This window comes from Agathobaculum sp. NTUH-O15-33, from assembly GCF_033193315.1.
Lineage (GTDB): Bacteria > Bacillota > Clostridia > Oscillospirales > Butyricicoccaceae > Agathobaculum > Agathobaculum faecihominis_A.
The window spans coordinates 3,872,129-3,887,033 of record NZ_CP136187.1; the positions used below are offsets into that span (position 1 = coordinate 3,872,129).

The window sequence follows — 14,905 nt, forward strand, 5'->3', positions numbered from 1 at the left end:
CGCTTGTTCAACGTTGCCTGATGCCTGATAATGCTCGATCAGACGGTCTAGGACATTGAGATACGGTACTTCATATAGTAACCCGGTTTCAGTTGTCCATTCGTAATACTCTTGGTGCAAAAGTCCAATTTAATCTTCCCTTTGTTCAGCATGACAATCGGGTATTTTATTTTCTGTTTTGCAACGCGCTCAGTTCGCTTATTTGTTTTCTAAAAACCGCTGCAGGATGGCGGAGACCTCCGCGCGGGTCGCATGACCAAGCGGGTCCAAAATGCCCCCGCCTTTACCATTGATCAGCCCAGCGCCCACAGCCCACTTGACATTTTCTTTTGCCCAGTCGGAGATCTGGTCCGTGTCAGTAAACTGCGACAGGTCTCCGTTTTTTTCGGTTGTTTTACCCTGAAGCTTCGCGTAGCGTTCCAGAATCGCAGCGATCTGCTCTCTGGAGATCTCCTGATTCGGCGCAAAGATTTCATCGGAATAGCCGTTTACTATGCCGTTCTTCCTCGCCCAGTATACCGCTTTGCCATAAAAGCTTTCGGCGTTCACATCAGCAAAGGGATAGCCCCAGTTTTCGTCCGCCATATCGGGACTGCCCGCGGCACGGTACAAAACCGTCACCAGCATGGCGCGCGTCATCGGATTTTGCGGGGCAAATCGGGTCGCTGAAACACCGGCAAAGAGCTTATTCTCATAGACGTACTTCACGCTGTCATAGAACCAGTCGGACGGCTTCACATCCGTGAAGGGGTTGTTCCAAAAGCCTTCGCTCCATTTTGCGTACAGCGTGAAATCAGTCGTTACCTTTCGGCTAAAATCATAAGCCTTGGTGCAACCCTTGTCTGTAAACCAGCCGGCAAAGGTGCGGCCTTCCCAGATTGGGTCCTTGGGTTTAGACAGAAGCGCGTTTTTGTCCACGCGAACGCTGTCAACTTTGCTGCCGCCCTGAGAATCGAAGGTAACGGTATACGAGACGCTTCCGCCGCCGGAACGGTCGGAGACGGTAACCGCGATTTCTTGCGACCGTATCATACTGTCCGGTATGCTTCCGCGCATATCTCCAGTTTTAGTCGTGCCATCCGTCGAGATCGTCACACATTCCATGATTGGCAATGCACAGGCGGTGACCACCGCGCTGCCGCTGCCAACGGCGGTCAAGGTACCATCCGCCGAAACCCTTACGACGCTTTCATCGGAGCTTGCATAAGTCACCCGATTTTTATCCGCCGCGGTTGCCGGCTGTATTTCCGCCTGAAGAAACGCCGTTTCGTTTTTGTTCAGCGCGATACTGCTCTGCGCAACGCTTAGCTGCTCCACCTCGGCGATATCCCGCATAGCGCTTTCGCTGTACGAAATACTGCCCGGAATTTCGAGGCTGTAAAACGGCTCGTTGTTTTCCGCGCCCTCTTCGGTCAGCTCCAGCACCGCGGTGAAGCGGCCTTCCCCGTTTGCGATCTTCTGATACCGCTCCGCGACAGGGACAAGAATTTCCATGGGATATGTTTCAAGCGGGTTGATTTCTCCAAAATCCTCGCGCGTCGCCTCTACTCTGTTGCCCGCGTTGTCCAGCAGATATACCGCGGCCGTGACGCCCGCCGGTATATTGCCGCTGTTGCCTAAATTGCCGGTAAGCACCGCGCTGCTTTTCCCGATGCTGCTGAGTTCAATTTGACCCGCTTCAAAATCGGCCGCCTTCCTTATGGGGAAAGTGTAGCCATACAGCGTTTTACCGTCTTCATCGGTCAGCTCTATCGAAATTTCGGTATTCTCCGCAAGCTTTTCAGGCGTCCATTCGCATACGGCGGACAGACAGTCGCCCGAATTCCACAGCCCGGCTGATGGATAGCTGCCAAGCTCCTCCTTCACCTCGCCGTTTTCCAGCTTTCTGAAGGTTACGGTGTAGTCGCCGCTGACAGCTTTCCACGTAGCATTTCCTTCGCTTGTGTTTTGGGTCTTTACCGCCTTTAGCCCTTCGTTGATAATGTTGGCGGACAGAATAACCGGTTCATTCTCATAGGCGTATTTGGTATTCATAATATTTTCGTTCATATCAAATACCGCCTCGGGCGCGCGCACATGCAGCACGAGCTGCGATTCTTCCGCATCCGCGTCGCGCTTTGCCACAAATACAATCGCGTTGTCACTCAGCATGTTTTGTGCCGTGAACGCGGTGTAATCCCCCTCGTAGGAGGTCATCAGCAAGGGCACGCCCCAGCGCGCGCTGCTCATGCCGGACACCGACCAATCGTCCTCGCCGTCCTCATAAACGCCGTTGTAAACAACGGAATAAAGCTGCACGCTGCTTGTCCCGCTGTCATTTAACGCGCTTTCCGTCCACATGACATACATTCTGCCCGCAATATCGCGGAACACATCGTAATCCTGAACCGTGCCCTCCATCGATATGATATAGTCCGGCTGGTACAGCGCGCCATCCATACCGTTTACATGTACCTCGTAATAGCCCGCCTCTTGATTTTTGACAATGTCATAATCCTGCTTTTCCAGCAGATCGGACAGATTGATAAACGCGATGCCGCCAAGATTTTTCTCGTTCCCGTCCGCGTTAAACGTTTTGATCCGATCCGTTTTGAACATGAGGAACAGCTCCGAGCCGGTATAACAGAATTTCAGATCGTCGTACGCGCCGCTTTCGGGCGTCAGGCATATGGGCATGGACTCATTGGGCAGCTTGATAAAGACCATGCGGTCGTCCGCTGTTTGATAGTTGTTGTCCGTATCCACGATGAATGCCAGGTCGTGGAACGCCTCGCTGATGAAGCCTTCGATATCGGTGACGAGACTCCACTCGCCGTCCACTCGGGTATCCGCAAAGCGCTGGCCATACCATTGCTCGGTAAAGGTGTCTGCATCGGCTCCGCTCTTTTCAATGCGGTTCTCTTCAGCCGTGCCGTATTCATCGGTCCATGCTCCGTTCTCGTACTCCCTGTACGCGATCGCGGATTCCGCTTGGATCAGCTGCTCCGTGCTTGCTGCCTGCTCGCTATACTGCGTTTTTGTGTAGGTGACGCGCATGGAGCCGTCCTCGGTCATCGAAATGGTCGCGTTTGCGTCGCACGCCGTATCGGCTTCGGTCGTTTTCGTCAATTCGACAACATCTTTGAATTCGCGGGATTTCTTGTCAAAAAACGCGCCGTGAAGATTCATGGAATTCAGCATGGCGCTGATGGTCGGAACGGAATTCTTCTGTCCGTCAAAGGTTTTTTCGGCGGTTTCCCATACGACAAACAGCGTGTCATCGCTTATATCATATATCACGGGATTGTTGTCGTAGGTGCCATCGTTCTCGATTGCCGTTGGCGTTGCCCAGCTGCCATCATCGTTGGTGTAGGTATAATAGACGCAGTTTCTGTCGTTTGCGCCGCGAGATGGGTCGTCGTCTGTGTAAACGACAAGCACTTCATCATTGCCGATTGGCGCGGAAACCATCTGGCCGCCGGGCCGGACGCCGCTTTGCAGCAGCCTGTCGAGCAGATTGTCCTCATCGAGCGGTTCGGAATACGCTCTCGACCGTCCGCTGTTTTCTCCTTGCCAGCCGCCGCGCTGAGCCAGATAGCTTCTGTCCGCGGGCTTCACCTGTTCCTCGCCGCCGCTCAGTGCGTTTGCCATCATCGCGGAAACGTCGCCGCCGCTTTGCGCTTCGGTTTTTGGCGCCGTGCCGAGCGGCGTGTCGAGCGGCTCTGCTTCGCCAAATATGTGCCACGGATTTTTATCATTCGCGCTGACGTCGTTATTGTAAACGGAGAAGCCCAGCAGCTCTACACCCACGTTTACATTGTAGTGCAGATCACCGTGCGTTTTTGTTTCCGTATCTCTGTCGCCGAAGGCAAAATCCATGTTGAAATAAAAGCCCGCTTTTACCGTAACCGATACAATGGCCACCTCAACGGTCGCACTCAGCGAAATCACCGGATTCAGCGCGACATACCCCTCGCGCTGCATTCTGTTGTCCACGCTGACGCCAAACATATCAAAGGATGCCGCGGAATACTCCACGAAGTCCTCCCAGTATGGGTCAGTCTCCGCATATTTCGTATGCATATAATAAATCATGGAGACTGAACCGCTTAAATTCGCCTTGAGTATGACGGAGATGCCGACCGGAAAATCAATATCCGCCCTTACGCCGGCGTCAAAATCGATGCCGAGGCCGATCGTCAGCGCTTCAAACGCATAGGCCGTCTTCCCGCTTTCGGTTGTCCGATTGGTTACCAGCAGCTTAAAACTGATTTCCGGCGTAAGCTCATAAGTGTATGTTTTTTGCGTTTTTACCGCGGAGGATTTCTGATTCGACAGGCTGACGCCCTTCGGATCCTCCGGCGGGGCCGAAGGCGTGGTATTCTGCGTCTCCTTGCTGTTGTCCTGATTATCCTTCACGACCGAGTTGGCGGTCTTTACGCTGTCTATCAGAACATCGGATTTAATTTTTTCCGTTGCCATATCGTATGCGGATTCGTTGCGCTTACCGCCCTCGGTAACCTTGTCGCCGTCTCTGGCGGTCACGCCCCCTGCGTTTTCGGCGGAGGCCTTCTTCTCGCCGCCGGCAAACTCATTGCCGTTTTCTATCGTCCGCCCCTGCATGGTATAGCTGTAAAGGATGGCCTCCAAGCCTTTCGAATCTTTGTCCATCTTCGGTGTCGGGATTAGCCCCGCGGTGATATCAAAACCGCTTATGGAACCCATGTTCATATCGAAAATCGGAGACCCCAGCACTTCAAGGGTGCTTGTGGTAACATCCTGCGCGGTTTCGGAACCGAACATGCCGAAGATAAACTGGTCCAGCCTCATGGGCACGTTGAAGTAACAGCCGGTATCCATCGCCATGTGATCGTCCGAATTCTGGTCCGTATACTGCACATAGATCCGGTAGTGCTCCAGCATGTCCTTTGAAGGATTCATCCGCAGGGTCGCCACGCCTTCGACGCCGCCATTTTTCGGCGGCTCATACGCGACGGAATACCCCTTTTTGCCGTTGCAGTCGAACAGCTTGTTTCCGTCGCCGTCCGTGATGAAAAATTTAGTACCCGTGATGTACATCCCGTTGATCTCGTGGCGGACATAGGTCTTCAATACAAGATCCTCATCCCGCACGGCAATATTCCCCGCGACATTCTCCCGCTTGTCGTCATCGATGTAGTAGGCCTCTACAAACCGCCCGCTCGGTTGGAAGGTATCATAGCAGGGAAGCTGAATGTTGGTATTTCCTCCCGTGTTGATATGCGTGACAAATTCGCTGTTGTTTACCGATACCACGGCGCTCATGCGGGCGCTTTTCGGCAGGCCCGCCATGTCCATGGTATAATTGCCTTTTTCATCCGCAATGGCGCTGATTCCGCCTATTTTGATGCCCGCGCCGGGGCACTCGCGAAGCTTCATGCTCGCCGCGTCGTCGCGCCCGTTATATTGCAGCAGGTTCCGCGAGTCTTTTAGTATTTGCGCCGCTCTGATGTTTGTGCCCGCGTCGTCACTCTGTATTACGCGGCTGTCGTCCTTGGTGAAGTATTCAAAGTTATAGTAATATTTAGGGTTCACCTGATTGATCATATAGACCAGCTGGTTGCCGTATATCGGCGTATACAGCGCATCAAATTCGGCCTGCGTCAGGCCCGAAGCGAACTCGTTTTCCAGAATATTGTTCGGGTCATCGTCGCTCATATTTGTGCCATTCTTCCACACGGTAAAGTATCCGCCGTTCGGCGCGAACGGTGAAATTGCGTTGAGCCGCATGACCGAGCCGGTCGTTACGCCCTTCACCTTTATCTCGCCGTTTGCATCGGCGTAAACGCTGCCCGAACCGGCGCCGGTATCCGCGCTCTTTTGACCGGCGTTCTCATCTTTTTCTGTCTGCGGTGCGCTTGACAAATAGACCCTGCCCGTAAAATCAAGCGGCTCTTTTTGAAAATCGTTGCCACCCGGAACGGGAATGCGGTTCCCCTTTCCATCGAAAACATACTGCCAGTCGTTTCCGCCCGGAAGCGGTTTAACCGTAAAAACCTGCTCCTCGGTCTTGGGCGTGATATAAATATCCGTCCAACCGTCCATCTGGTAAGCCGGGATAAAGAATTCTTTATCCATGCCGCTTCCCGTATCGGAATTGGAAAGTCCCAGAAGGGTCGAATCCGATTTGTTGACGTACTCCATAATCAGCTGTTTCGTCACGCCGCCGTCCGCGTTCTTCTTGCCCGCGTACACCTCGTAGCCGACGATCGCCTTGCCCGGCGCCGCAAACCCCTTGCCGTGCAGGATGGTGCCCGTTTTTGCCTGAAACGGTTTTTGATATTGCGCCGCCGCGTTGATATATGTTTTTTTGTTATCCGCCGTTTCAAGGTACACCGTTACATCGTTATTTGTCACTTCATTCGGCAAGTCTATGCTTTTGTAGTACGCATTTAACCCGAGCCCGGATATGGCGGAGCCGTTATATATCTTTTTATCGTGGTATTTCATGACCAGACCATACTTGGTATAAAATCCATTATCCAACTGAACCGTTACCGCAGCGTCCCCGGGATAAATACCCTTGGCCTCCCGGCCCTCGTTGTCGGTATATACGCACGGAGGCGGCTGGATGTTGACCTTCTGGCTGTATAATTGATCGCCCGAGGTATCGAGCTGAATATAGTCCACGGTTTTCACCGGCTTTACCGTTTTGCTGTTAAAGGTATAGCGAGTAGAATTGGTAAGCTGTATTTCATCTATGGTCAACCGAAACGGAACGCCGTACTTGGCGCACCGAATTACAATTTTATCCTCCCTCCCTATCGTACCAAAACGTCTTCTAAACTCCAATTCAGATGTCATGTCCGAGTGGGAACTGTCTACTGGAAATTCCTTTTCTTCATATTTCTCAATTCCATTATAGGTATTGGTTTCCAAGTAGGCAACCGCTTTGTTGGAGCCGCCTTCTGACGTGGCTTCGGTGGTAAGTTTTATTTTTATACTGTCTGCCTGTTTGACCGAATTACCAAGCCTTATTTCAACATAGCTGTAACTATCTCTACGCAAAAACATCGCATCCCCAACGTTGCGGACATCATAATAGTTGTTAATGCTTATGCTGTTTTGATAGTGACGGATGCCGTCTTTTTGGTTATAGTATTTGCTCCCAATATAGCCGTCCCACTGTTCGGCTTCAGATTCCGCCGCCGAAAGCCGTTTTTCGGCCTCCGGCGCGGCTGCCGCGGACGCCGCCGCACCGGAGGCCGCAGCGGGCGTTATCGCCGCTCTGGCCGCCGCCGGGTTAAGGCGCGCGGGCTCCGCCGCGCCCGAAGCCGCCGCGGGCGCCATCGCCGCTCTGGCGGCGGCGGGGCTGATATCCTCTGGCTCCATTCGCGGCGCGGCGGCAATGTGCACGTCCGTTCTGTCGGTCTCGCCGATAACACAGCTGTCATCCGCGATCAGGCGAACGCCAAAATCAGCGTCCTGCGTAAAATCCGTCGCCGTGACTGTTATCGTTTTTTCATTTTCACCGGGCCCGAACTCGATTGCCTGTCCCTCGATCGCCGTGAAGTCCTCGCCCGCTTTCGCGCTGCCCGAATAGGTGGAAGCTGTTACCGTTGTATAATAGTCGCCGCCCGAAGAGCGGATCACGGTAAGCTCCCGCGAGGGTGTTCCCTCGCTAAGCGTTATTTCGCTTTTCGCCATTTCGATGACGGGCGGTACGTATTCCTCATCATCCGTAATGATAACGGAGGATGTGGCGTTTGGCGCAATCGTTCCCGATGAGGCGCCCATGAGTGCAAGCAGCACGATTTTATCCGTACTGCTTTCCGTGTTATCCTTTGGAGCGATCGTAATCGTCTTGCTGCTTTCCCCCGCGTTAAAATGCAGCATTCCGGTCACGCCCGTTAGCGAGGCAAGCTCCTCGTTGAGCTTTTCAATAGATTTCTGCGCCTCACTTTTGGCCTGCGCTTGCTCCGCCGCGTCTTCCGTGCCCAACAGGATATCGCGGGCTTCCAACACCGTGGGCGTGTCCGCCTGCTGCGCGGGGTCGCTTTTCTCCGGCTGCGCGGCGTTCTTTTCCGCCTTTGTATCCTTGCCAAGCAAGCCGTTATATGCCGCGCTCTCCTCCTCGGACAGGGTAATGCCATCTGTCTTTGGGAGTGCGTTGCCGTTGTCATCAAGAATCGTGTAGTCCTCTTCATAGGCGCCGAACACATCGATCGCCTTGAAGATCACATCCGCTTCCGTCTCCGCACTGCCCCGCCGCACAACGGGTATTTCATAAATGTGCTCGGTTTCTGATATAACATACTGTGCCGTCGAAAAATCGAATTCGCACTCGCCTTGCGCTTCCGGTGTTTCCTCTTGTGCCGCGCTGGGTACATCCGTAACAGCAGCCGCTTTCTCCTCCTCGGCAAGCACCGTGGTACCGGTCACCTGAAGGAGCATGGCCGCCGCTAAGAAAAGCGATAAAAATCTTTTCAACATGCTTTTATCCCCCTTTTTATGGCTAGGAAGGTCCTTATTAGAAGATGCGGTACAGCACCTGCGCCGCTTCACACCGCAGCGTGCTGCCGAGCGGGTTGACCTTGCCGCCGGAACCATTGATAACGCCCGCGGCCGACAGCTCCCTGATTGCTGTTTGCGCATACGGCGCGATATCCGCGCTGTCCGTAAAGGTCGTCGGTTCTCCCGCAGCTTGCGGCAGCCTGTCCTCCGCCAGAAGAATACGGTACAGCATGACGCACATATCCTGCCGGGTGATGGAGGCCTCCGGGCGGAACAGATTATTTCCCGTTCCGGTCACATAGTCCAGCGCCTTCGCTTTGGCAAGATAACCGCTATAATAGGCGCTGCCCGCATCGGCAAAGTTATCGGTGCTTGACATATCCGGCTGAATGCCGCTGGCACGCATGATCAACACTAAAAAGTCGGCACGTTTTACCGGCTCATACGGCGCGAAGGAGCCGTCCCCCATTCCTTGGATTACGCCCCTTCGAGCCATTTCTGTGACCGCCGTATAAAACCAGTCCGTAGGAGCTACGTCGCGAAATACCGGCGCGGGCAAAGGCGTCACTTCGGGATCGGTTACCGTGATGCCGCCGTGATTTCCGCCGCCGGACGCCCGCCCCGGCGTTGTGAAGGTGACTGCCGCCAGCCGAACATGATCGGCAATGACGGACAGCTTGTACTGCGTGGCATAGTCCAGCGCGACATTTACCCGATAGGTCGTGTCGTTTACCTTCTCTACGCTGGACAATTCGATTTCTTTGTCATTGGACGAAAGCGAAAAGTCCGCGGCAGTCAGCGACAAAGCCCTGTCAAAAACGACGGTAAAGCCGCTCAGCGAAATATTCTGAACGGTCGCGATCTCTGTCAAAAGCGGCGCGGCGAGTTCGTTCATCGCATAATCCACTATTTGAACGGTCAATTTTTTGGGGTCATAGCCGGTGATATCGAATTTTACGGTGCCGGAAGCATTGTCCACAGCCTGTTCCCAGACGTCTGTCTCCGCCTGCTCTTCAGCGGATAATGCGACCGCCTGCAGACAGTTGTTGTCCGCGGCGGAAACAGAAGCATAGGTTCTTCCGTTTTCCTCCGTGATCTGAACCGCTGTAATTTCGGGCATCTGGGTATCGACTGTCACGGGAATGGTATCGCCAAAGGTGTACGGGTGGGTCTTTTCTTTGTCATAGTAATGGTATCCGCTGCCAGTGACGGTGTAATCTCCGTCCGGCAGGTTTTCAGGCAGATCAAACGGCACTGTGTCAAAAAAGAACTTCGATACATTCTCGTCGTGAGCGGTGGAAACCAACTCGCCAGCCGCGTTGCGCAGTTCCCAGACGATTTCTCCGGCATCGCGCAGCAGGCAGCTATTTACCGCGAGATGATCAAAGATCCCGTCCCCGTTGGGCGAAAACGCGATATGGTCTTTTCCCGTAAGCTCTTTCGTCAGCAGGTTATATCCCAGATCCTGCCACTGGTCTTCGGAAAGATCGGCGCTGAGCCGCGTGCCCTGTATCGTATACTCATCATCGTAAACGGCGGCGTCAAACAGCGGCGCTTTCAGCCAATCCCCATAAAAGCCCATGAACGGAATGTGCACCGGCGGCAGCTTGTTTTCGTTGTCGGACAGCTCTACAAAGCCGTCTATGTAAAAACCGTTCGGGAAATGCTCTAAGTTTTTCTCTAATACCTCTGTGTCCAGAGATATTTCATACTCGAAGTCTACTGTCTGTCCGGACGATACGATAACGTTTCGATCAAATCCCGTATCCAGCAGCTTAACAGTTCCATCCACATAGGTCTCGCCGTCTTTTTCGACATAGCCGTCGGTCATGACATAGACGTGCACCTTATCGTAAGTGGCTTTGTTAGACGAAGTGTTTTCCACCCGAAATTCCACTGGGAAGCTTGCGCCTAATTTGTCCCCTAAGCTCAGCTTGGTTTTGCCGTTGTCCCCCCGAAGGATCACCGGCGATTGGATCGCGTTTTCCAGATTCAAAAGCCCCGCGGACTGCCGCCGGGGGGAATAGGGCACGCCGTTTTCCTGCTTTATGATCGTGGAGGTACTCATCATCAGGTTTTCGATATATTCAGCCCGGTTCCTCCCATCCTTGGGCGCGAGCTTGTTGCCACGGTCCTCACACCATTGGTTCAGCAGCGCGACGGCGCCCGCGATGTGCGGCGTTGCCATAGAGGTTCCGCTGAACGTGATATATTCGTCATGAGAATCGGATGGATAGGAGGAATAAATATATTCGCCGGGCGCCATGATCTCCGGCTTCAGCTCCAGCGATCCGTCCGTTCCCCAAGAGGTGTATGTGTACAGCTTATCGTCCTTGCCGACCGGCACGCTCGCCATGGTCGGATTGGTTTGCAAGGTTCCGCTGCCCCGCGCGCTCATGGTCTTCCCCTGCTCGTTTTGGATGATGCAGGTTGGAATAGTGGACGGCGAAACCGTCATGCCATACTCCAACGGTTTCGTGGTCCAAAAGATACAGCCGATGGCGCCCGCCGTCTCCGCGTTGGCGAACTTTTCCGTACTCATCATTCCCGCGGGCCCGCCCTGCTGAACCAGCGCGATTTTCCCTTGCACATCGACTTTTGCAAAGTCTTCTTCCGTGCCATAGCCCGTGTATACATAATCGTATGGCTTGCCAGCAAATGCATCGACAAATTTTGTTTCACCAGATCCTTCCACAAAGGGAATGTACGTATCTGTGTCCAGCGAAAATTGGTATAGGAATATCGCGCTGTTGGCGGAACCGGCGACGGAGGTTGCCGCGCTGTAGCCGGCCGGCGTGCCTGCTGCGGCATATTCGATGTTTTCGGTAAGTACCGCCCCGTTTTCATATCCTAACGTGGCATTTCCGGAGGCGCAGGCGACGAAGATACCCGCCGCGCGGGCATTTTCAATGGCTCTCTCAAATACCGGATTATCCTCCGACATCGCGTAATCCGCGCCTAAACTCATATTGATCGCGCTGACCCCCAGCTTAGCCGCATCGTCGATCGCCTGAATTATAATAGCCTCTGAAGCGCGTTCGCCGTCAAATACCTTCATGAACACGAGCTGCGCTTCGGGCGCCACGCCGGAAAACGATCTCTCACCGGTCGGATCGGGTCCTCCCTTTCCCGCGACAATACCGCTCACATGGGTTCCATGGATGTTGGAGGTATTATAAACATCCGGGCTGTTCTTGGTATAATCATAGGCAAACGGGATCTTTGCACTTTTGTATACGTCATCTACCTGCCCCTGCAGATTCATGTGCATGTTTTCCTGCGTCAGCAGCTTGGCCATATCCTCTTTGCTGTATTTCGGATTTTGGGGATCTTGCTTAAAAAACGCATGATCCGTATCCAGCTCGCTGTCTATTACAGCGACCACCTGCCCCTCCCCATTGTAGCCCGTTTTCGCCAACTTGTCCGCGCCGATCAACCCAGTGGAGGTCGCTAAGCGCGTGCCGTACGCCGGGTCTGGCTCTTCCTCAACAGGCTCCGGTAGATGAAAGGTTCTGGAGACTGAGACGTTTTTCACGCCGGGAATTGCTTTGATCTTGTCGATCTCTGATAACGAGTCCACTTTAATGGAAAAGCCGTTGAGCACATTGGTGTAAATCTGCTCCGCCTCCGCGGGCACTTCCACCAAGTTTTGGATCTCCTCCTGCACCTGCGCCTGCGTTTGCAGGTTTCGGCGCTGCTGTTCTTCCGCCGCTCTAGCGTTAAAGGTTTGCATACCGTTCGAAGCGGAGACCGGCTCGCCTTCGACCTCAACGATTAATACAATATCCCTTTGCTCCTGCGCCGATTGCGCGGCGGCGTTTTTTTGCATACGGTTCAACAGGCTGTTGGAATATCCCGCCTGTGCGGAAGCGGAGGTGCTAAACAGCAGGACAAGTGCGGTAATCAGAGATAGCGCTCTTCTTTTCAACATTTCAAAGGTCCCCTTTATCGTGTTTGTTTTTTTACAGCCTCCACATCGTCAATCCATATACGTATGGAGAAACGGTTACCAGATCCGTACACGGTCCTCCGGAGCGACATACATGCCGTCCCCCGGCTGAACATCATAAGTTTTATAAAATTCCTCATAGCAGGCAATCGGGTGGTTCACGCGGCCTTTTGCACGGCTGTGTACGTCGGTCGTCACAACCAGCTCCAATCTGGAGCGTTCCGCCGTAAAGCAAGAACCTCTGGCGAAGTTGCGGAAAAAGGCGTCGTAGTCCGGATTTTCCATCCTGCCCAACAGCTCCAGAGAACAGCCGATACCGCCCGTGTCCGCAATATTTTCACCCAGCGTCTGCTGCCCATCCAGCGCGATTCCCGGCGCGATCTCATATCCATCATAATACGCGATCATTTTTTCACACAAGCCGTCAAACGCCGCACGGTCTTCTTCGGTCCACCAGTTGACCGCGTTGCCCTTTTCATCGAACTTGGAACCGCTGTTATCAAACGCATGGGTGATTTCATGACCAATTACAACGCCGACGCCGCCAAGGTTTGTTTCGCGGCTGGCTGACGGGTCATAATAGGGCTGCTGGAGAATCCCGGCCGGGAAATTGATCGAGTTATCGGTCGGTACATAGCCCGCCCCCGCGCGATAGATGGGCATGGGCCAGATATCTTTGTCAGCCATTTCTCCCGCTTGCAACGCGTCTGCTTGATACTGCGCGCGGCGAAGCGCGCAGGCATTCTGAAAGTAACGGTTTTCTTCGTCCGCTGCTCCTAAAATCTCCGCTCCGTCCAAATCAGTGGAATATTGATCGGGATAACCGACATGGATCTTCATGGTGTCCAGTTTTTTGAGTGCCTTTTCCTTGGTCTGCTCACTCATCCAGTCCAATTTTTGAACGCGGCCCCGGTAGGCGGCAATGTACTCTTTCACCATTTCAGTGACGTCCGCCTTGATTTCAGGCGAGCAATATTTCTCCGCATACGCTTCTTCAATATAACCGGACAACTGGCTCATGGTTGCGTCTCTGGCCGCGTCCTCCGGGTCATAGCTCCCCTGCATGCCGTTGTATACCTTTGAAAATTCCCATTCCGCTTCTGCAAATTTCAAACTGAGCTGCTCGCCGGCTTCTGCGGCCAGCGAAGTCTTAAGCTTTGCTTTGAGCGTTTCCAGATTCTGTTCGTTAATTTCCTTTGCAAACGCTTCTATGAGTCCCAAATCCATGATATTAAACTTTGGGGGCGTACGCTCCACGCTGCAGGCCTCCAGCAGGCTTTTCAAATCCGCTGACGGGTAAAGGGCTTCCAGCTCTTCAAAAGTACGGGGATTGTATATTTTATCTACATTATACTGATCTTTTGGAGAAAGCTGCTTTTCCGCCAGCCTCGCGTCCAGATCATAGACTAGCATCGCATGTCTTGCCGCATCCTTTTCTGTCTCGCCAAGATAAATCAGCTGCTTTTCCAGCAGCTGCCGGGAGGCGGTTTGCACCGTTCCGTCTTCCCCCGCTTCATAAAGAGAGTGGGAAAGCGCCGGCGAATTGCAGAGCAGTACCGGAATGCTGCTGTTTGCATCCGCCGCGTCCTTGTTAAACTGAAAATCCAGCAGTGCGGCAATGCCGGTTTCACGCAGGATCGTGTGATGAACCTGAAACAGCTCTTCTACGCTTTGTGCGCGATCCACCAAATCCAGATATTTTTGAATCGGCTGGATATCCAGCCGATCGCGCGTTTCAAAGTCCCGAGCGCTGCTTAGATAATCCGCGATTTTTTGCTGAGGGGTGCCGGGCTTCTGCTCCTGTGAAACGATATCTTCCAGCAGCGTTGTCAGTTTTTCATCGTTGCGCCGGTTCATTTGATCCTGCGCGGATTCCGTATCGAACCCGTCATAAATGACGCTGTTGTCCAGCGTTTCTTTGTTAACCGTGCTGTAGAAATCATCCCTTACATTGCTTCCGAACAGCTGCCATATCCGCTGCAGCATGAATTCCAGCTGTGCTGAGGTGACAGGCTCGTTCGCCTTAAGCGAGCCGCCCTCCGTTCCTGCCAGAATACCGCCTTTGACCAAATTCTCCACATCTTCTATGGCCCAGCTTGGAACGTCCGTGTATACCAGATTGGTAAAGCTTACACGTTTGTCATGACCTTTTGGCTCCGGCAGCGTTCCAAAAGCACGGCTAATCATCACGAAGCATTCCGCACGCGTGACCGGCTGCGTTTCCCTGAGCGCTCCGTCCTCATCCCCGCGCATGATAGTCCCTTCTTCCAACGCCGTTGGTGAATAAGCGTCCGCTGCCGTAAGCAGTCGCTGCAACACTTCCTCCCGCGTCATTTCGTGTGAATCCGCCTTGTCCGCCGCCCACGCCGGCGGCACGGATACAAGCATAGAGATTGCTGTCAAACCCGCTATAACCAGCTTCCTACTGCGTTTCATTTTGTCGAGTCCCCTTTCATACGGCTAGTCTGAGATGTCAACCCCTGA

Annotated in this window: 3 protein-coding genes; all 3 read right to left on the bottom strand. The window is 53.5% G+C overall.

The window, feature by feature from the left end; all coding sequences use genetic code 11:
• Nucleotides 1-198: 198 nt before the first annotated feature.
• Nucleotides 199-8,451: an S-layer homology domain-containing protein gene (locus tag RWV98_RS18740; RefSeq protein WP_317862780.1), complete on the bottom strand. Its 8,253-nt coding sequence runs from the start codon at nucleotides 8,449-8,451 to the stop codon at nucleotides 199-201.
• Between the two features lie 37 nt (nucleotides 8,452-8,488).
• A complete protein-coding gene (locus RWV98_RS18745) occupies nucleotides 8,489-12,403 on the bottom strand; it encodes a S8 family serine peptidase (protein WP_317862782.1) in 3,915 nt (1,304 codons plus the stop codon).
• Between the two features lie 75 nt (nucleotides 12,404-12,478).
• Nucleotides 12,479-14,857 (bottom strand): M13-type metalloendopeptidase, encoded by a 2,379-nt coding sequence (locus tag RWV98_RS18750; RefSeq protein ID WP_317862784.1) that lies wholly within the window; start codon nucleotides 14,855-14,857, stop codon nucleotides 12,479-12,481.
• Between the last annotated feature and the right edge of the window lie 48 nt (nucleotides 14,858-14,905).

Bases quoted from the DNA above. Each gene is read 5' to 3' on its own strand.
- RWV98_RS18740 (WP_317862780.1), bottom strand. From the start codon at position 8,451: ATGTTGAAAAGATTTTTATCGCTTTTCTTAGCGGCGGCCATGCTCCTT.
- RWV98_RS18745 (WP_317862782.1), bottom strand. From the start codon at position 12,403: ATGTTGAAAAGAAGAGCGCTATCTCTGATTACCGCACTTGTCCTGCTG.
- RWV98_RS18750 (WP_317862784.1), bottom strand. From the start codon at position 14,857: ATGAAACGCAGTAGGAAGCTGGTTATAGCGGGTTTGACAGCAATCTCT.